Below are 18993 nucleotides of genomic sequence, written 5' to 3'. Positions count from 1 at the left end.
ATGACCGCCCCCTCTCTGCTCCGCCGCATGGTCCATGCCTGCGGCCTCGGCCGCGCGCTCACGGCAGTGACCGATGGCGGCCCCATACGCCGCGTCCAGCTCAAGTTCATGACGACCGCCGAGACCCGCGACGGCGTGCGGGTGATGCAGCAGTACGGCTTTGCCAGCCGCCCGCACGCCAACTGCGATTTTGCAGTGGTGACTCTCGATCATCGGCCGGGCCAGAGCGTCGCCGTCGCTTCGAACGACCAGCGCTATCAGGTCCCGCTCGAGGAGGGCGAGGCTGTGCTCCATGACGATCAAGGCCAGGTCGTCCTCATCGGCCGCGACGGCATCACCCTCCGCGACAAAAGCGGCAATACGATCGTCACCAGTCCCTCCGGCACGGTCCTCACCGATGCCAGCGGCAGCACCGTCACCATGGCCGGTGGCGGCATCGCCCTCACGCCAAAGAACAAGGTGGTGACGGTCGCAGGCGAGATCGACGCGCAAGGCAATGGCGCCAATGGCATGTCCGTGGACGGCAATCTCGCGGTCACCGGCCAGGTCACCGCGACCGGCGACATCGTCGCCTGCTACGGCACCGCCGACCAGGTGAGCGTTCTAGGCCACAAGCACCAGGTAACTGCCGTCGGCAGCCCGACCTCTGCGCCCATCGCAGGCAGCTGACCATGGCCGATATCCGCATCGTCTGGAACCAGGCCACCGGCTACGGGGACTGGACCGTCAGTGGCGACGATCTCGACACGAGCGACCCGCTGCAGACCGCCGTCCTGCTGAGCCTCTTCACCGACGCCCGGGCGCCCGACAGCCTCCAGATCTACAGCCAGGATCGACGCGGCTGGTGGGGCACGACCTATCTCGGCCGAGAGATCGGCAGCCTGCTCTGGACGCTCTATCGCGCGGTCAAGAGCGACGGCACCGCCGTCCTCCGCCGCGCCGAGGGCTATGCGAGCAGCGCGCTGCAATGGCTCATCGATGACGGCGTCGCGGCCTCCGTCTCCGTCACCGCCGCCTGGTATGCGCAGACCAATCTCGGCCTCCGTGTGGTGATCACGCAGCCGACCGGCGCCGCCAAAGCCACCTATTCCTTCGTCTGGAACACGGTCTGATGCCCTACCCTCAGCCGAGCCTCACCGATCTCATCGACGAGGCGGTGCAGGACGTCGTCGACAAGCAGATCACCGACCCGCAGACCGGCAATGTCCTCACCGGCCTCCTGAACAACGCGGTGCTCCGCATCCTGGCCGTCGTCCTCGCGGGCCTGGTCTGGGGGGAATACGGCTTCATCAGCTGGCTCGCCCGGATGTTCGTGCCCTGGACCGCCGAGGATGAGTATCTCGAGGGTTGGGCCGCGCTGAAGGGCGTCTATCGCAAGGATGCGGTGGCGGCATCCGGTACCTTCACCGTCGCTTCCGGCTGCACCAATGGCAGCCCCCTGCCGGCCGGGACCACCATCACCCGGAGCGATGGCCTCGCCTACGTCACCACCGCCGCGGCGACGGCCGCCGGCGGCGCGGTTTCCGCGCCGATTACCTGCGCGACCGAGGGCAGCACCGGCAATGCTGATGCTGGCATCCAGCTCACCATCTCAGGCACCGTCGACGGCATCCCCGTCGCCGGCTCCGCGGCCACAGCGCTCACTGGCGGCGCGGACCAGGAGAGCGATGACGATCTCCGCACCCGCATGCTGGCGGCCTATGCAGCCCCGCCGCAGGGCGGCGATCGGGCGGATTACGTGCAATGGGCGGAAGATGTCTCCGGCGTCACCCGCGCCTGGGTCGCGCCCAATGGCGCCGGCGCCGGCACGGTCGTCGTCTACACCATGTGGGACGATGCCGAGGCTGCCCATGCCGGCTTCCCGCAGGGCACCAACGGCGTCTCCCAATACGACGCCGGGTCCGGCGGCGTGCCGCGCGATACCGTGGCGACCGGCGATCAGCTGACGGTCGCCAATGCGATCATCTCCGCCCAGCCGGTCACGGCGCTCGTCTACAGCTGCGCACCTGCGGCACTCGCTGTGAACTTCACGATCACCGGCCTCGGCGCGGCCAATACGGCCGCCGTGCAGACCGCGATCGAAGCAGCGCTGACCGACATGTTCCGCCGCCTCGGCAATGTCGGTGGCACCATCGACCCCGCCTCCAACGAAGTCTGGCCCGCGATCGATCCCTCGGACTGGTATGCAGCGATCGGCGCGGTCTCCGGTGTTGGCCGCTTCACGGTCACGGCGCCGATCGCCGCCATCATGCCCGGCACCGGGCAGCTGCCTGTTCTCGGCATCTGCAGCTTTGCGAGCTGAGCCATGCCGCAGATCCTCAAGACGGTGGCGGACTATGCCGCCGCCCTGACCGCGCTCCTGCCCTCCGGCCGTGTTTGGCCCCGTGGCGCCGCTTCGGTCGAGAGCCAGACCATGGCGGCCCTCGCGCCCACGCCGCAGCGCGCGGCCGCCAGCGCCCAGGCCCTGATGACCGACGCCTTCCCGCCGACCGCGGTCGACCTCCTGCCGGAATGGGAGCAGACCCTCGGTCTCCCGGACCCATGCGCCGGGCCCGATCCGACCGTCGCACTGCGCCAGGCGCAGGTCGCCGCCCGGTTCAGCGCGGGCGGCGGGCAGAGCATCCCCTACTTCATCGGCTTCGCGAAGACGCTCGGCTACCAGATTACGATTACCCAGTTCCGCCCATTCACGGCCGGTAGCCGAACTGGGACGCCGCTCTACGGCACGGCATGGGCGCATGCTTGGCAGGTCAACGCACCGCAGTTCTCGATCTCGTATTTCGCGGCAGGTGCCGGTGCCGCCGGCGAACCACTGGCGACCTGGGGCAACACCGTCCTGCAGTGCGAGCTGAGGCGTCTCAGCCCCGCGCATACCACCGTCCTTTTCAACTACGACACCTGAGGCGAACGGATGTATCGCATCGACAACGCGACGGCTGCGACAACCTTGCCGGCACCATCTGGCATCGGCCCCAATCCCAACGGCTTCTTCACTGATGGAGATCCGGCGGGCGGCATCCCCGCAACGATCGTCGATGATGATTGGCTGAATGCCGTGCAAGAAGAGCTTGCGCACGCGATCACGAGCGATGGCACGGCGCTGAGCAAGACGAACAATGCGCAGCTCGCGGCCAAGCTGACCGGCCGCCGGCTGGGACCACCCATCATCATCACCTCTTCCACCACCTACACGTGGTCTGCCGGCACGCGTCTCATTCGCGTACAGCAGGTCGGCGGCGGCGGTCCCGGCGGCGGTTCGATCGCCACGGACTCCTCCCATTGCGCTGCATGCTCCGGTGGAGGCTCCAGCTCCTACGTGGAAGCCTGGTTTCTCGTCTCCGCACTGAGCGGTCCTGTTCCTGTGACGATCGGTGCAGCCGGGACGCCAATCCCCGGTCAGGGCACATTCGGCGGCACATCAACCTTCGGAAGTTACATCAGCACTCCGGGCGGCGGCGGCGGTTACGCGAACACCATCTCCGCGACTGCCTTCGGCTACTCGGGCCAGGGAATCGGCGGCCAGGGCGCGACTGTTTCCGGCGCGCTCGTGTCGCTGATCCGCAATGGCCAGTCCGGCACAAACGGCATCGCAATGCAGGGCCAGATGATCCCAGGCATTGGCGGCTGGTCGCCGCTTGGCGCCGGCGGCCCCAACGCCAATCCGGGGCAACCGACGGCCGCCTCCGGCTATGGCGCGGGCGGTGGGGGAGCCGGTATGGGTGCGAACAACCCCGCTACCAACGGCGGCGTCGCAACGGGCGGCGTCGTGATCATCGAGGAGTTCTCGTAATGAGTGTGCAACCTTACGCCATTATGGCGACCGTCGCTGGAACCTATTACGGGACCGTCGCCACGGTCGGCGAAGTCGTCAACGTCGTCATGTGGGATGGCAATACCGCGACCTGGCAACCACCGGCCGGCACGGAAGCGCGGGCGGATCCCGATGGCACGCTCCAAATCGGCCAGACGACCACGGTCTGACACCGCCGCCCATCGCCTTCGCCACCAGCCGCCTCCGGGCGGCTTTTTGATTCGTGTTCTTCGCGCACTTGATCCGGAGATCGCCATGTCCGGCAGCTCATCGGCAGCGGTCGTCGGGCCCCTGCCGTCAACCGTCCGTCGCTTCGACATCTATCCGGGCGGCCGCCGTCCCGGCCAAGGGCTGGCCGGGCCAAACGCCATCGCGTACTGGACGCCCAAGCATCCGCTGGAAGAAAACTTCTGGTGGGCCGATGCCTCCGCCCTCTGCGACGATCTCTCCGACGTCATCCTCTCCGCCGGCTATGCGGTCATCGGCGGCGACGGCGCCCTCTCGATCGACACATGGTGCCTGTCGCCGGATGCGCGCTGGGCCGGCTTCTGGCTTAACGGCGGCACGCCCGGCGTCGAATACCAGGTGCGGCTTCACCTAAGCTTCACCGCTTCACGGGCCGCTTGGGGTGGCGACGTCCTCATTCCCGTCTCCGCGGTCGCCCCCGTCCCGACACCCGATCCCACCCTCGTCACCAATAACGGCGACATCCTGCTGCTCGGCGGCATTCCCTTCCCGACTGGAGCCTGATCATGAGCGGATCGCAGACCTATCAGGAGATGATCCAGCAACCGCCGGCCACCGATCAGGATCTCTCCGCGGCCTTTTTCCCGATCCTGGTGCCTGGCCTCAATGGCGCCAAGCCGCAGACCAAGCTGGCGCTGCCCGCCCAGGTCACCGCGATGGTGATCACCGGCAAAGCCGTGGGTAGCCAGGTGACGCAAAACACCACGCCCACCCCCGTCGTCGGCATGCCCGTCGTGCCGGTCTCCGGCGGCTATGCCCTGATCTGGGGCACGGTCACCGTCCACGACCAGGTCACGCGCGACACAATGACCTGGAACGTCATGCTCATCGCCCGCCGCGTCGCCGGCAACCTGATGTGCGACCTCCAGGGCAACGCCATCCCCGCCCCCTTCAATCCCGGCCAAGGCTCGGTCGCGAGCTGCACGCTCGCGCTCTCGGCGAACTCGGGCGGCCCCGCGATCGTCGGCGCCGGCAACGGCAACCCCTGCCTCTGGCGATGGAACCTCAACGCCGACATCGGCGCCTGACACCCCTCTCCCGACCCACAAGGACCAGAGATGAAGACGCTGCTCCTCCGCGGCACAATGGCGCTCGGCCTGCTCACCGGCCCCGCCGAAGCCGGCACCCACCCCCTCAATGGCTACGGCATCCAGCAGCAGGATTATGGCAGCTGCACGCTGACCACCCCCTGCCCTGTTCCGGCACAGCCTCAAGTCGACGCCAACACGGCGGCGGCGGCGGCAGCCCAGGCGACCGCCACTGCGGCGGTGCCGCTTACCGCCATCCCCAATGCACCGCTCATCGGGGGCGCCGCCGACACGGGCTTCACCAGCGTGACGCCCGACGCCACGCTGCAGCTCTCGAACGGCAAGCTGGGGCTGCCCGCCGCCAACAGCGCTGGCGCTGGCACCTTCGGCAACGTCACCGTCGACGCTCAAGGGCGCATCATCGCCATCCATGCACCGACCCCGAGCGACATCGGCGGCTTCACGGCCTCGGCCGCGGCGGCGGCCCCGGTGCAGAGCGTCGGCGGGCAGACCGGTGCGGTCAGCAACAGCCAGCTGCTCGGCGCAGTCACCACCGCCCTCGGCTATACCCCGCCCAAAATTGGCATCGCCACGGGCACCGCGCGCGATGCCGCTGCCGCGCTCAGCGCCGAGCAGGCCAATGCCAGCGCCGCGGCCGCCGCTCAGGCGACGGCCAATGCGGCCGTGCCGCTGGTTGCAATCCCCAACGCACCGCTCATCGGCGGCACCGCCGACACGGGCTTCACCAGCGTGACGCCCGACGCCACGCTGCAGCTCTCGAACGGCAAGCTGGGGCTGCCCGCCGCCAACAACGCCGGCGCGGGCACCTTCGGCAACGTGACCGTCGACGCGGAAGGCCGCATCACCGCCATCCATGCGCCGACCCCGAGCGACATCGGCGGCTTCACGGCCGCGGCCGCGGCGGCGGCCCCGGTGCAGAGCGTCGGCGGGCAAACCGGCGCGGTCAGCAACACCCAGTTGCTCGGCGCCGTCACCACCGCCCTCGGCTATACCCCGCCGAAGATTGGCACGGTTGCCGGTACCGCGCGCGATGCCGCTGCAGCAATCAGCGCCGAGCAGGCCAATGCCAGCGCCGCAGCCGCGGCCCAGGCGACGGCCAATGCCGCTTTCCCGGCGTCGTCCGCCGGATCGATGGCAAGCCAATCGGCATCCGCGGTCGCCATCACCGGCGGCAACCTCGACGGCGTCGTCATCGGCGCAAACTCCCTGGCAAATGCGTATTTTGGCAACGTATCGATCGACTCAGCCCCAGTGGGCGCGTTCTGGGGACGCCAAGGCGCTGTGATCGGGTGGAACTATCCCACCGCCTCCGGCGCCACGGCCTTCGTCAATTCTCGTGGCGGTGGCATCGGCGGGTTCCGCTTCTATAACGTTGATACATCTTCCTCGTCTGTCCCTAATCTCCTTGGAACGCTCGACGCATTCGGTGACTTCTCGGCAACATCCTTCACGGCAACCGGCGTCTCGCAAATTCCCTCCACCTCAGCCACCCAAACCGTGGCGGCAACATCGGGTGGGACCGCGACGATCACCAACACACAGCGCGATCTTCTGCTGACGGCGTCGGCCGCGATCTCCTCCTACAAGGTGGTCTTTCCGAGCACCCCGGTGGACGGCGAGGTCATCCACGTCTGCGCGAATGAGAGCATCAGCACGCTCTCCCTCTCCTCATCCGCCTTCATCGTCGGCAACGAAGCATCGTTGAACGCCGGCAACGCACCCTGCCTCGGCTACGAATACTTCGCGTCACCCAACTACTGGGTGCGGCTGAACTGGGTGCAGTGACGACGCGTGCCATCCATGAACGCGAGCATGGCGCCTCCCACCAAAGCCCAGCCGGAGGCATCATGCCCGACGCGATCGATGCAACATCAGTCGGCGCGCTTGTGCGCGTCGCCATTCAACGCGAGTTCCGAGACATCGGCATCTTCGCGGATGACGATGAAAGCCTGCGCGCGACGCGACTGAATTTCGAATGGCTTGACCGGCAGCGCCGCGGCGATCCCGACCTTCAGGAGCTGCTGGTCTGGCTCCGCTCCGAAAAAGAGCGACGAGAGGATGAACTGCGCCGCGCGGCGGACAATCGTGCCGAGGTGCGCCGGGCTCTCCTCGGCAAGGGGGCCGAATGGCTCTGGCACATCGTCTCCGCGGCCATCGCCGGCACCGTCACCTACATCTTCACCACGCGAGGCCATGGATGAGCGCGCTCCGCACACTTGCCCGGTGGTCCGCCGGGCCCGCCTTCGGCATCACCCTGGGCCTTGCGCTCGGCATGCTGGCTGATCATCTGCCCAGGCCACGCATGACGATGCTGGTGCCGCCGGCGATGCAGCTCACCACGCAGCATCTCCACGCACCGTCTCTCCGGCCGCCCGCCTGGACCGTGCTCGCGGCCGCAAGCGACTGAACGAGCCTCTTGCCTTTCTTCCCTGTCAAAGGGCCCCGGCCACAGCCGCGGGCCCTTTTTTGTGCCCGGAACCTCCCCCATGCAGGTGAACTACACGCCCTCGACCGTCTTCACGATCGACGAGGAAGGCGGCTACACCGCCGACCCGCGCGACAGCGGCAATTGGTCGAGCGGGCAGACCGGCATCGGCACGCTCATCGGCTCGAACATGGGCTGCGGCGCGCCGGCCACCATCGCCTATATGGCGCAGACGCAGCCCGGCTTCACCGTCACCCCCGCTTGGATGCAGGCACTTCCCCGCGCCGTCTATGACGGCATGGCGCGCGGCAGCTATTGGGCGCCGCTGCAGGGCAACCAGCTACCCGCCGGCCTCGACCTCGCCTGCTTCGACTTCGGCTGGAACACCGGCATCGGCTCGGCCGCACGCCGCCTGCAATGGCTCATCGGCGCCAAGCAGGATGGACAGATCGGGCCGCAGAGCCTGGCACGGCTTGTCGCCTGCTCGCTTGCCCCGATCGCGGCAGCCCTCGCCGCGAGCGAAGCGCGGACGCTTCAGGCGGTGCTCGGCGTGACGGTGGATGGCGAGGTCGGACCGCAGACCCTCGGCGCGCTGGCGGCCGTGCCCGATGCCACCATCCGCCCTGTGGTGCTTCTTCTGGGGCTCGGGGAAGCGCAGACCGCCTACTACCGCTCCCTCGCCAACTTCCCGATCTACGGCGCCGGCTGGCTCGCCCGCACCGGGCGCCGCATCGCGACCGGCCTGCAGCTCGCCCAGGGCACGCGCGCAGGCGCCAAAGCGATCCCCCTCACCGACCGCGCGCCACACGTGCCGGACGAGCCCGACGGCACCTGCTGGCACCCCTTCGAACCCGACCTGCCGATCGCCACCCAGGCCGCACGCCTGGCCGCCTGACACCTCCCTCACAAGGACCAAGACATCATGCAACGGATCCTCTCCGCGCTGGCGCTCGCCGGCGTGCTGGCGCTCGGCGCCTGTGCCGCAACCTCCAACACGCCCTCCGCCAGCCCGAGCGCCATCGCGGCCGATGCTCGCGCGCTCCTCACGGCCGGCGAAGCGACCGGCGCCATCTCGACCAAGGACAGCGCGATCGTCTCCGAGATCATCACCGGCTTCGAGACGGTGGCGGCGGCGACCGAACTCTCCGTCTCGGACGGTGACAGCGCCACCGTCATCGCCCTGAAGACGCTCGACACGGCGATCGGCCAGATCGCCGCGGACAGCACCAGCACCACTGTGGTCGATGACGCGACCGAGGCGGAGACCCTGCTCGCCGATCTCCTCTCCGGCGGCACCCCCGTGACCCCGGCGAAGATCGAGACGGTAGTTGCCACCTTCCTGATCGATTATCTCGCGACGCACGGCACGGCCTCCGCCGCTCCCGGCACCGTCTCGAACACGCAACTGCTGATCGAGGACGCCCGCGCCCACATCGCGACGCTCGGCTGATCCTCCCACAGGCGGCTTCCGCCTGGCCGTGCGGCGCACCCGATGCGCCGCTCCTTCTCTCCCTCTTCCTCGAAATCGAGAGACCTCATGCACACCGTTCTCACGGCCCTTGCGCCGTATCTGACCGGCGCCCTTCTTGCGGCCGCCGGCGCCGTGCTGGCCCTCGGCGCCCGCCGCCTGAAGACCTGGCGCGCTTCCACTGACGCCGCAGCCCACCCGCTGGAAAGCCAGCTCGCGGATCTGGCGATCGACGTCGCCAATGACGCGCTCGCTCTGCTGCGCGCCAACCCGGCGCTCACGCCTGCCGGCGTCGCCGCCTGGGCATTGCAGGAGCTGCAGGCCAAGGCGCCGGCGGCGGTCGTCACCCTCGGTGATGCCGCGGTGCAGGCCGGCCTGCAGGAGCTGACCCGCAAGTCCCTGCTCTCCGTCGCCCAGAGCGGCACGATCGACCAGGCGGCCACCGCGATGATCACTGCCATGGCCCCCACGGCAAAGACCGCCCGCGTCACGCCGCCGCAGATCGCCGCCGTGCTGGCCGATGCGGCTGTCGCCGCGCCCGACGTTGAGGCCGCGATCGCCGGCGCCATTCCGACGATCGTCGAGCGCGTCGTCGCCCTACTGCATGGCACCGCGCTGGCGACGCCGGCCGAAGCGGACGCGCCGGCGGCGCCCAGTCTGGTCGGCCCGGCCACGCCGGCGGGCGCCTAATGGATCTGCCGATATCTTCGGGCCGGAGGACGGGGCGCCGCGCCCCGTCTCCACATGATCCGGCGGTGCCCCACTGGTCCGCGCTCAAGGCAATGCGGGGAGTTGCCCAGCCGCCGATCCCCGAGGCACTCTCCTGGCGCCGAGGGATGCCGGCTTTCCTGGGCGCCATGGGCAACGCCCCCGATGACGCGAATCCGCAGCTCCCGGTGGTCGGTGATTGCACCAATGCCGGCGCCGCTCATCTCGAGCAGGTGTGGACCTTCAATGCCCAAGGCGTGATGGTCAGCCGGCCGCCGATGCAGGTGATCCAGGGCTATTCCGAGTCCTGCGGATACGTCCTCGGCGATCCAGCGACCGACAATGGCGGCCTGCTGGTCAACGTCCTCAAATTCTGGATGACGACCGGCCTGCCGAATGCGGACGGCACGCGCTCCAAGATCCTCGGCTTCTTCCGGGTCGACCCGCGCGAGCCCGAGGACATCCGCCGGGTCATCGCCGAATGCGGCGGCTTCTATGGCGGCGCTCTGATCCCCGCTTCCTGGTCAATGGTTCAGCAAGGGCAGGCCTGGTGCGCCGATGGGCCGGGCGTGGATGGGCATTGCATCACCGGCTTCGGCTACGCGCCCGGCACCCTCACCTGCCATTCCTGGGGCTTCGATATCCAAACCGCGGACGATGTCTTCGCCCGCTATTTCGACGAGCTCTATGCCGTCGTCTCTGCCGAATGGATCGAGAAGACCGGCAAAACGCCCTTCGGCATGACCATCGCAGCGTTGAACGCCTCGCTGGATCAATTGCAACGAGAGGCCGCAGCGGCGGGGTGAAAAGTCCGCGGATGGGACAGCAACCACAACCTGGAGCATATCCCACGCTTTCCTGAGGAAAGCCGGCGACTTACGAAGCCAGTGGCGCCGCCGCGGGAGCGGGAAGGTATCGAAAAGCCTCGCTGCCATCGACCCGGAAGATGATCACAATCTGAGGCGCTTCCGCGCCTCGGCCCGGCGATGCTAGACTACTCCCCGCGCGACCAATCGCGGGGGTCGAGCTGCTTGCACCAGCTCGAACCGTGCAGCTGACACTGCACACGGATACACCGCCCCGCGCCCCGGCCGGGGAGGCGGGCAATAGACGAGAAAACCGTGTCAAAGTCGATAGTTGCACCGCTGCCGGCACAGCCGGCAGCGCCCGTTGCGCCCTATCTGGGTGGCAAGCGGAACCTCGCGCGCCGCATCATCGCGCGGCTCGCCGACATCCCCCACACCACCTATGTCGAGCCCTTCGTCGGCATGGGCGGGATCTTCTTCCGCCGGCCCTTCAAGGCACGGGCCGAAGTCATCAACGACATCTCCCAGGACGTCACCAACCTCTTCCGCATCCTGCAGCGCCATTACGTGCCGCTGATGGATATGCTGCGCTGGCAGCTGACGAGCCGGGCCGAGTTCGAGCGCCTCACCGCCGCCGCAGCCGAGACCCTCACCGACCTCGAGCGCGCCGCCCGCTTCCTCTATCTCCAGCGCACTGCCTTCGGCGGCAAGATCAGCGGCCGGAATTTCGGCGTCTCCATCGGCCTGCCAGCGCGCTTCGATGTGACGCAGCTCGGTGCTGTCCTCGAGGCGGCGCACGAGCGCCTGGCGGGCGCCGTCATCGAGCGCCTGCCCTTCGACCAGTTCATCACCCGCTATGACCGCGCCGACACCCTCTTCTACCTCGACCCGCCCTATTACGGCTGCGAGCGAGACTACGGGCCCGGGGTCTTCGACAGGGCGGATTTCGAGCGGCTGGCTGCGCAGCTCACCGGTATCCGCGGGCGGTTCCTGCTCTCCCTCAATGACGCGCCGGAGGTGCGTCGCATCTTCCGGCGCTTCGAGATCGAGGCGATCGACACGACCTATTCGATCGCCAAGGAGGCCGGCGCGCGCGGCAAACGCGGAGAGGTGCTGATCAGCGGCTGACGAGTGTGCGTTGATGTATCTATCACTTCAAAAGGCCCCTGGGGAAACCCAGGGGCCTTTTGCCGTTTGCGGGGGGAACGGCGAAATTCGCCTTTCTGAGGCGGGCCGGATGAACCGGACATTGCCACTTTGGCTGGATTGCCTAGCTCACCTGAGGATGACCTTCCTGCTTTGACATCAACGCAGCTCATCCCAGGCGGCGCCGTCCAGCGCGCCGATCGGGATCTTGAGATAGCGGAGGGCGTTGCTCTCTGGTTCCGGTAGCCGCCCGCCGCGGATGTTCACCTGCAAGGCATGCAGGATGAGCTTCGGCATCGGCAGGATCTTGTCGCGCGCTTCGCGCAGCGCGACGAAGCCTGCCTCGTCCAACCCCGCGACATGCGCATTCTGCGCCATCTGCTCGGCCACCGTGCTTTCCCAACGCGGCGCGCGGCCGCCCGGCTGATAATCGTGACCGGTGAAGAGCCGCGTCTCGTCCGGCAGCGCCAGGATCGCCTGGATCGACTGCCACAGGCGCGCGGCACTTCCCCCGGGAAAGTCGGCCCGCGCCGTGCCGGAATCCGGCATAAAGAGCGTATCGTGCACGAAGGCGGCATCGCCGATCACATAAGTGACGGAGGCAAGGGTGTGGCCAGGGGAAAAGAGCACGCGCGCAGGGATGCTGCCGATGCGGAATTCGTCCCCGTCCGCGAAGAGACGGTCCCATTGCGAACCGTCGGTCTTCAGGTCGGGCAGGTTGTAGAGCGACTGCCACAGGCGCTGAACCTCCACCACCTGCGCGCCGATCGCGGTGGGGGCACCGGTCTTCTCATGCAGATAGGCGGCAGCGGAAAAATGGTCGGCATGCGGATGGGTGTCGAGAATCCATTGCACGGTCAATTTCTGGTCCACGACATAGGCGAGAAGCGCATCCGCATTCGTCGTGGCGATGGCGCCCGACTTTTCGTCGTAATCGAGCACCGGGTCGATGATCGCGCATTGCCCCGTCTCAGGGTCGGAGACGACATATTGTACGCTGAAGGTGCGCGGGTCGAAGAGAGCATGGACGCGCGGCCACCGCGTGGCCTCGCGTGCAAGCCACCGCTGTGCGAGTGCCAGGTCGATCTCCCAGGCGGCAGAGAGTGCCGCGAGATCCTCTCGCATCACGCGACCGTCCAACACTTCGCCGATTGCGAAGAGGTTGGCCGAGCGGATGCCGCTGCGGCAATGCGCGAGGATCGGACCTTCAGTCGTGGCGAGCACTGTTTGGAACGACCGCACATCAGCTTCCGTGATGGTGGCGGCCGTCACCGGAATGAAGTCGAAGGTGAGACCGGCCGCCTCGGCTGCCCGATGCTCAGCATCCGGGCTCGGCTGGTCCGGCGCTTCGCCGCCGGGCCGGTTGCTGATGACGCCCGTGAAGCCGGCGGCGGCGAGCGTGGCGAAGTCGGCGAGGCCTGGTTGAGCCGAAACGTAGAGCCGGTCGGAAATCCGCTTGGCGGAGGCCGGCGGCGGGGTGAGGGGAGACATATGATCCTCCGGAACGCTCGGCCGCGGCTTCGCCCCGGCCGGCTTGAGGTTACGCCCGAAGACGCTCAGGGAGAAGCTTCAGCCATGCCCGGCAACTGTCGCAGCGGGCTCAAGGGTGCCAGCGGCAGCAGCTGGAACTGCATCAGATGTGCCTGCCCGAGCGGCAGAGCCTCCAGCATGGCATGGGCCTCTGCGACATCGGTGACGTTGAGGACGAAGACGACCCCGTTGCGGTCGGCGAGTGAGAACCACTGGTCAATCTTGCCGGCGAGGTAGAGCTTCACCGTCTCGCGTACCTCGGTGGGCAGGATGGCGCGGACCTCGGCAAGCGTCGCGCCCGGGGTGATCGTCCCGATCGCGAGGATATGGGTCACGGGTTTCGGGAAGGCGGGTGTCTCGGCCTGGACCGAACCGGCGGCGACGGTGGCTGCGAGACCGGCGGCAAGCGCCGTGGAAAGCGTGCGGGTCATGAAAAATCTCCTCGGAGCATCCCCGGCCGTCTCGGGCCAGGTGCGGGATAGGGTTTATGCCTCAGCGGCGAAGGCCGCTTTGTTTGCCGCGACAAAAGCCTCGATCGACATCGGCGGCCGGCCGGTGAGCCTTTCGACGACGTCATTCGTGCCGGCGAAGATGCCGGTGCCGTGGTCACGCGCGACTTCGTAGAGGTGCTGCGCGAGGAAGGGCCGCTTGAGATGCGTCTCGATGTTGGAGCGGAACGCGTCGAGAGAGACAGGCTCGAAGGCGATCGGCCGACCGAGGGCCTTGGACAGGATGCCGGCGACCTCTGCCTGCGTCAGTTCGACCGGTCCATAGAGCGGATAGGTTTGGCCGCCATGCGGTGCGGGATCGGCCAGAATGGCCGCAATGACCCGGCCCTGATCCACCGACGCGATCGGCGCATGCTTGTTGAGGCCGAACGGCGTTCGCAAGATGCCGCGTTTGATCGACGAAATCTGAAAGGGGTAGAGAAGCCATTCGGCGAAAAAGGTCGGGCGGAGATGCGTGACGGGCACACCCGACCAGTCGAAAACACGCTCGCCGATCCAATGATCCTGCGCGGCATGGCTCGCGGCATCGGACCGCGCCGATTTCTGCGACATGTTGACGATCGCCGTCACGCCCGCTTCCTTCGCGGCCTGGGCGAAATAGGCCGTCGCCTGGATCAGCCCGGGTTCGATGGGGTAGACGAAATAGGCGGCATCGACGCCGTGCAGCGCCGCGCGGAGGGAGGTGAGGTCGAGCAAGTCGCCGAAGACGGTCTCGACCCCGCGATCCCGCAAGGCCTTTGCCCGGCTGTCATCTGTCCGCAGCATCGCGCGGATGCCGGTATGGCCGCGCTCCAGCAGGGCGTCGATCGCAGAGCCGCCGGTATTGCCGGTGGCGCCGGTGATGAGAATCTTGGCTGTCATTTGGGATATTCCTTTGATGCCATGATCGGGGTGGTCACGGTGCATGGCCCCCGCGCCCGGCCTTTTGCGGCCGGGGGCGGGCTTCAGCGTCAGGCGGCGAGCATGATGCGGGCGCAGTCTTCGGCGGCGTCGATCTGCGGCCAATGGCCGGCATCGAGCGCGTGCAGCGAGGCATCGCGCAGCTGCGCCTGCAGGAAGGCGGCGGTCGAGAGATGCAGATAGGGGTCGTTTCGGCCCCAGATGAGCTGCACCGGCACGGAAGAGCGGCGCAGTGCGACGATGCGGCCGCTATTGGCGGCAATCTCGTCTTTCAATTGGCTGGTCATCTGCGCGAAGGCCATGGCGGCACTCGGCGTTTGCCGGAAGTTGGCGTCGATCAGCGGCCCCAGCAGTTCGTTGTAGCGCAGCTTTCCGGTTTCGTTCGCATCGCCCAGCAGCAGCAGGCGCTGGAATTCGATCAGCCAGCCGAATTGCTGCGGGCTCGCCAGGAAATGCTGCGCCAGCGCCTGCAGCGGCTTGTGCGAGAAAACCTCGATCAGCTCCGGCACCAGCAGGCCCGGTGCCTCGCCGTAGAAGACGTTCATCAGCACGACGGAGGCGACGCGATCGGGGTGCGACAGGGCGAGGTTCAGCGCGGCTGGGCCGCCGGCATCGTGCCCCACGAGCACGGCTTTTTCGAGCGCCAGGGCATCGAGCGCGGCCAGCACATCCCCGCGCTGCTGGGCGAAGCTGTACTGCGCGCCCTCCGGCTTGTCCGAGGCGCCGAAGCCCAGGAAATCGATGGTGATGGCGCGGCGGCCCCCAGCGGTGAGATGCGGGATGAGATCGTCGAAGATATGTCCGTTGTCGGGGAAGCCGTGCAGCAGGACGAAGGCGGGGCCGCTGCCCGGGTAATCCCGCACATGGAGATGGCCGGCGGCGGTCGGTACGCGGTGTTCGGTGAAGGCGTTCATGGAAAGTCTCCTGTGTCGCGCGGGGGCCATGCTGGCCTGCACCGCGTCGTTGTTCTGTTTTGAGGGTGAGCCGAAGCGCTCAGGCGGTCTTGCCGTAGCGTGCTGCGGCGTGCTGGCGGGACAGGTTGGGGCCGAGGCGGCCGCGCGCGGCGTTGAAGGCCTCCCAATCGGCGCGATCGGGCAGCGAGGGGATGGTCACGTCTTCCCCGGCATCGAGGCCAGCGAGGGCCGCATCCACCAGTTCCGCGGCCTCCATCACCATGGCCGCCGGCAGATGGTCGCCGGCCGGGCCCCAGAAGGCGGTGCGGGTGGCGCCCGGCAGCACGGCCTGCACCTGCACGCCGCGCGGCGCCAGTTCCTGCCGCATCGAAATCGAGAGGTTCAGGAGATAGGCCTTGGTGCCGCTATAGGCGCCGCTGAAAAGCTCCGGCGCCAAGGCGAGCGCGGAGGCGATGTTGATGATGGTGCCGCGCTCGGCGGCGGCGAAGGCGGTGGCGGCGGCCGCGGCCAGGCGGGTCGGCGCGGTTACGTTGATCCGGATCATCTGCTCCAGCGCATCGGCATCCGCGCCGGCCGTGCCGGGGGCGGCGCCGATGCCGGCATTGTTGACCAGCAGGGTGATGGCGCCGTCGCCGCGCAGGCGCTCTTCCACCCGGCGCAGATCGGCGGCCTGGGTCAGATCGGCGCGGATGGTCTCGGCGGCCACGCCGTGGCGGGTCGCGGCTTCGGCGACGGCGGTCAGGCGCGCCGCGTCACGGGCGACGAGGATGAGGTCGTAGCCGCGGCGGGCCAGCCGGTCGGCATAGACGGCGCCGATGCCGCTGGAAGCGCCGGTGATCAGGGCGGTCTGGCGAGAGGAGGTGGTCATCGTCCGGTTCCTTCGGGTTTCGATGACGGAACTCTGCGCTCTCCACTTGATGGCGATAATCAGCTAAGACTGGCGATCATCTTCCCGGGAAATGGGATAATCATGGATCGTCTGGATGCGATGGCGACGCTGCTCGCCGTAGTCGACACCGGCAGCTTCTCGGCCGCCTCCCGCAAGCTGCGCGTGCCGGTGACGACGGTGAGCCGACGTGTCCAGGAGCTGGAGGCGCATCTGCGCACCCAGCTTCTCCAGCGCACGACGCGCAAGGTGACGCTGACGGATGCCGGCGCGCCCTATGTCCTCGCCTGCCGCAAGGTCCTGGAGCAGGTCAGCGAGGCCGAGCGGAACGCCGCCGGCGAATACCAGAGCCCGCGCGGGGAGCTGACCATCACGGCGCCGCTCGTCTTCGGGCGCATGCATCTCGTCCCCGTCATGGCCGAGTTCATGGCGCAATTCGTCGACGTGCGGCTGAATTGCCGGTTCAACGACCGCAATCTCGATTTGCAGGACGAGGGCATCGACCTCGCCATCCGCGTGGGGGCGCTGCCGGACAGCCGCTGGCGCGCCCGGCGCATCGGCGCGGTGCGCCGCGTGATCTGTGCCAGCCCGAGCTATCTCGCGCGGCAGGGGGAGCCGCGGAGGCTGGCCGATCTCGACGCGCATGACTGCGTCGGCTTCCATGGCTTCGATCCGGCCGGCAGCTGGCTGTTCCCGACGGGCGAGGGGATGACTGCGGTGCCGATCCGCTCCCGCATCATGTTCGACGCCATCGAATCCGCGATCGACGCCGGCATCGCCGGCATGGGGCTGATCCGCGTCTTCTCGTATCACGTCCGACCGGCGATCCGCGCCGGGCTGCTGCGGGAGGTGATGGCAGATTTCGTGCCGCCAGCGCTGCCCGTCCATATCATCCACCGTCATGACGAGTTGGTGCCGTTGAAGGTGCGCGCCTTCATCGATTTCGCGGTGCCCCGCTTGCAGACACGGCTGGCGTTGTGAGGGTTGGCTTCAACGGTCTTGACGCCAAGCGGCCCGTCACGGCCAAGCCAGTCGATAACCCAGCGCTCTGAATGTCCGCTCTGCAGATCTCAAGATCGGCAACTGGGTGACTACCTTGGCCGAGTCCGGCTGTCGCAGCCCTCAGACCTGCACAACATGCTGTCCCGTCTGCCGGTGAAGGTGCGGTCGGATTTTCCAACGACATCTCTCCGGATGTCACCAACCTCATCCGCACCTGTCAGCACGGTTATGTGCCGCCCATAAGAGCGTGCAGGAGATTCCTGTATCGCCGCGGATGAGGAGCCATCCTCACCCTTGCCCCCGTCGGTCACTTGCATAGGACCCCTTCTGGCAAAGTGTGAGCAGGTCCTCCGGCACGCAAAATCCTTCGAGCAGAAGATCGGCCCAGATCTGGGCCAGCTCGCGCCTCCGGTCGAGATAGGCCGATCGGTTGTAGGCGGCTTCGACCGGATCGTCGGAGCCGTGCGCGAGCATCATGTCGATGATCTCTCGATCCCCTCGAAAGCGTTCGTTCATGATCGTCGAGAACGCGGAGCGCCACCCGTGAGGCACGTGTCGGCTATGGTAGCCGGCTCGGTTGAGCAGATAACCGATCGCGTTCTCGCTCATCGGTTTATGGGCGTTGCGGCTGTTCGGGAACAAAAGCGGGCCGCCGCCGGTCAGTTTATGGACCGCCAAGAGGGTATCGCGAGCCTGCTGTGAAAGCGGGACTAGGAACTCCCGTCGCATCTTCATCCGCTCGGCCGGGATCACCCAGACGTTGTCCGTCATTGCCGCAAACTCGGACCACGGCGTCGTTCGGAGCACGCCCGGCCGAACGACTGTCAGCGCGAGGAATCGAAGCGCCAGCCTGGTCACCGCATGGGCCGGATGGCCCTCGGCGTCTTTGAGGATCTGGCGAACCTCCTTCAGGTCGGTAATTGCAGGCTGACGCCCTTTGATGAGCGGAGCGAGCGCCGGCTTGATGATCGCAGCCGGGTCTACCTGCCCGCGCCCAGTCGCGATGCCATGGACGAAGACGGCGCTCATGCGTTGGCGCACGCGTCGGGCCGTTTCGATAGCTGGCCGTGCTTCTATCGCCCGGACAACCCGCAGCACGTCCGCCGCCGAGATATCGCCTATCGGATCGGCGCCCAACTCGGGGAAGACGAACGCCTCCAGTGATCCGATGACCTGGGCGGCATGGACTTCCGTCCAGCGGCTCTTCTGCAGTCCGTACCATTCCCGCGCCACCGCCTCGAAGGTACCAGCCGCCCTTTCCTTCTCCGCGTCCTGGGCCTCGCCCCGAACGATGGAAGGGTCTCGCCCATGGGAGAGGTGGGCTCGGGCCTCGTCCCGCAACTCGCGCGCGCGCCTGAGCGACAGGCGCGGATAATGCCCGAGGACGAGCAGCTTTTCCTTCCCGTCAAAGCGGTACTTCAGCCGCCAGATGCGGCCGCCTGCCGGAGTCGCGTAGAGGTAGAGGCCGCCAGAATCGGAGAGCTTCCTGGGCTTCTCAGGGTTCGGAAGCTTCCGGACTTCAGTGTCAGTAAGCATGGCGGCTGGATGCCATCATACCCCCAGGCGAAGGCTCATACCCCCAAAGATACCCCC

The 18993-nt window shown here is 67.5% G+C and carries 23 protein-coding genes; 17 read left to right on the top strand and 6 right to left on the bottom strand.

Annotation, left to right across the window (positions count from 1 at the left end; genetic code table 11):
- From ACYQ6W_RS14010 to ACYQ6W_RS13935, 16 genes are all read left to right on the top strand, one after another.
- Complete coding sequence (locus ACYQ6W_RS14010; protein ID WP_459676076.1) at positions 1-669, top strand: phage baseplate assembly protein domain-containing protein; 669 nt, start codon at positions 1-3, stop codon at positions 667-669.
- Positions 670-671: 2 nt separating this feature from the next.
- A complete protein-coding gene (locus ACYQ6W_RS14005; protein ID WP_459676074.1) occupies positions 672-1112 on the top strand; it encodes a phage GP46 family protein in 441 nt (146 codons plus the stop codon).
- On the top strand, positions 1112-2302 hold the full coding sequence (locus tag ACYQ6W_RS14000; RefSeq protein WP_459676072.1) for a baseplate J/gp47 family protein: 1191 nt from the start codon (positions 1112-1114) through the stop codon (positions 2300-2302). Before ACYQ6W_RS14005 ends, ACYQ6W_RS14000 begins: the two co-directional genes overlap by 1 nt.
- Before the next feature lie 3 nt (positions 2303-2305).
- Positions 2306-2902, top strand: a complete 597-nt coding sequence (locus ACYQ6W_RS13995; protein WP_459676069.1) for a YmfQ family protein — start codon at positions 2306-2308, stop codon at positions 2900-2902.
- A 9-nt stretch (positions 2903-2911) separates the two neighbouring features.
- Positions 2912-3790: a glycine-rich domain-containing protein gene (locus tag ACYQ6W_RS13990; RefSeq protein WP_459676068.1), complete on the top strand. Its 879-nt coding sequence runs from the start codon at positions 2912-2914 to the stop codon at positions 3788-3790.
- Positions 3790-3981, top strand: a complete 192-nt coding sequence (locus tag ACYQ6W_RS13985) for a hypothetical protein (RefSeq protein ID WP_459676066.1) — start codon at positions 3790-3792, stop codon at positions 3979-3981. The genes ACYQ6W_RS13990 and ACYQ6W_RS13985 overlap by 1 nt, the downstream gene beginning before the upstream one ends.
- 85 nt (positions 3982-4066) lie before the next feature.
- Positions 4067-4561: a hypothetical protein gene (locus ACYQ6W_RS13980; protein ID WP_459676065.1), complete on the top strand. Its 495-nt coding sequence runs from the start codon at positions 4067-4069 to the stop codon at positions 4559-4561.
- A gap of 2 nt (positions 4562-4563) precedes the next feature.
- Positions 4564-5085, top strand: a complete 522-nt coding sequence (locus ACYQ6W_RS13975; protein WP_459676063.1) for a hypothetical protein — start codon at positions 4564-4566, stop codon at positions 5083-5085.
- Between the two features lie 30 nt (positions 5086-5115).
- Positions 5116-6891, top strand: a complete 1776-nt coding sequence (locus ACYQ6W_RS13970; RefSeq protein ID WP_459676062.1) for a hypothetical protein — start codon at positions 5116-5118, stop codon at positions 6889-6891.
- Between the two features lie 62 nt (positions 6892-6953).
- Positions 6954-7307, top strand: coding sequence for a hypothetical protein (locus ACYQ6W_RS13965; protein WP_459676061.1), 354 nt, complete (start codon positions 6954-6956; stop codon positions 7305-7307).
- Positions 7304-7513 carry a hypothetical protein gene (locus ACYQ6W_RS13960; protein WP_459676060.1) on the top strand — a complete coding sequence of 70 codons (210 nt, stop codon included), beginning with the start codon at positions 7304-7306 and terminating at the stop codon, positions 7511-7513. The genes ACYQ6W_RS13965 and ACYQ6W_RS13960 overlap by 4 nt, the downstream gene beginning before the upstream one ends.
- A 79-nt stretch (positions 7514-7592) precedes the next feature.
- Entirely contained in the window at positions 7593-8426 is an 834-nt protein-coding gene (locus ACYQ6W_RS13955; protein ID WP_459676059.1) for a glycosyl hydrolase 108 family protein, read from the top strand.
- Between the two features lie 27 nt (positions 8427-8453).
- Positions 8454-8981: a hypothetical protein gene (locus ACYQ6W_RS13950; protein WP_459676057.1), complete on the top strand. Its 528-nt coding sequence runs from the start codon at positions 8454-8456 to the stop codon at positions 8979-8981.
- An 87-nt stretch (positions 8982-9068) separates the two neighbouring features.
- Positions 9069-9689 (top strand): hypothetical protein, encoded by a 621-nt coding sequence (locus ACYQ6W_RS13945; RefSeq protein ID WP_459676056.1) that lies wholly within the window; start codon positions 9069-9071, stop codon positions 9687-9689.
- Between the two features lie 65 nt (positions 9690-9754).
- A complete protein-coding gene (locus tag ACYQ6W_RS13940) occupies positions 9755-10513 on the top strand; it encodes a hypothetical protein (protein WP_459676054.1) in 759 nt (252 codons plus the stop codon).
- A 315-nt stretch (positions 10514-10828) separates the two neighbouring features.
- The gene (locus ACYQ6W_RS13935; RefSeq protein ID WP_459676052.1) at positions 10829-11641 is read left to right on the top strand and encodes a DNA adenine methylase; all 813 of its coding nucleotides are present in this window, start codon (positions 10829-10831) and stop codon (positions 11639-11641) included.
- 177 nt (positions 11642-11818) lie between these two features.
- Here the strand turns inward: ACYQ6W_RS13935 and blh are convergent, their stop codons facing one another.
- The 5 genes from blh to ACYQ6W_RS13910 form a co-directional block, all read right to left on the bottom strand.
- Positions 11819-13150: a bifunctional sulfur transferase/dioxygenase Blh gene (gene blh, locus ACYQ6W_RS13930; protein WP_459676050.1), complete on the bottom strand. Its 1332-nt coding sequence runs from the start codon at positions 13148-13150 to the stop codon at positions 11819-11821.
- Positions 13151-13215: 65 nt separating this feature from the next.
- Positions 13216-13620, bottom strand: coding sequence for a hypothetical protein (locus tag ACYQ6W_RS13925; protein ID WP_459676048.1), 405 nt, complete (start codon positions 13618-13620; stop codon positions 13216-13218).
- A gap of 54 nt (positions 13621-13674) precedes the next feature.
- A complete protein-coding gene (locus ACYQ6W_RS13920; protein WP_459676047.1) occupies positions 13675-14559 on the bottom strand; it encodes an NmrA family NAD(P)-binding protein in 885 nt (294 codons plus the stop codon).
- Positions 14560-14648: 89 nt separating this feature from the next.
- The gene (locus ACYQ6W_RS13915) at positions 14649-15512 is read right to left on the bottom strand and encodes an alpha/beta fold hydrolase (RefSeq protein ID WP_459676045.1); all 864 of its coding nucleotides are present in this window, start codon (positions 15510-15512) and stop codon (positions 14649-14651) included.
- 79 nt (positions 15513-15591) lie between these two features.
- On the bottom strand, positions 15592-16380 hold the full coding sequence (locus ACYQ6W_RS13910; RefSeq protein ID WP_459676042.1) for an SDR family NAD(P)-dependent oxidoreductase: 789 nt from the start codon (positions 16378-16380) through the stop codon (positions 15592-15594).
- Between the two features lie 102 nt (positions 16381-16482).
- Between ACYQ6W_RS13910 and ACYQ6W_RS13905 the strand changes: the two genes are divergently transcribed.
- The gene (locus ACYQ6W_RS13905) at positions 16483-17379 is read left to right on the top strand and encodes a LysR family transcriptional regulator (RefSeq protein WP_459676041.1); all 897 of its coding nucleotides are present in this window, start codon (positions 16483-16485) and stop codon (positions 17377-17379) included.
- 309 nt (positions 17380-17688) lie between these two features.
- Here the strand turns inward: ACYQ6W_RS13905 and ACYQ6W_RS13900 are convergent, their stop codons facing one another.
- Positions 17689-18936, bottom strand: coding sequence for a tyrosine-type recombinase/integrase (locus ACYQ6W_RS13900; RefSeq protein ID WP_459676038.1), 1248 nt, complete (start codon positions 18934-18936; stop codon positions 17689-17691).
- Between the last annotated feature and the right edge of the window lie 57 nt (positions 18937-18993).

Source organism: Acidisoma sp. 7E03 (assembly GCF_054665075.1).
Note: the sequence above shows the minus strand (reverse complement) of the source record. Positions and strands in the feature narration are given on the sequence as shown.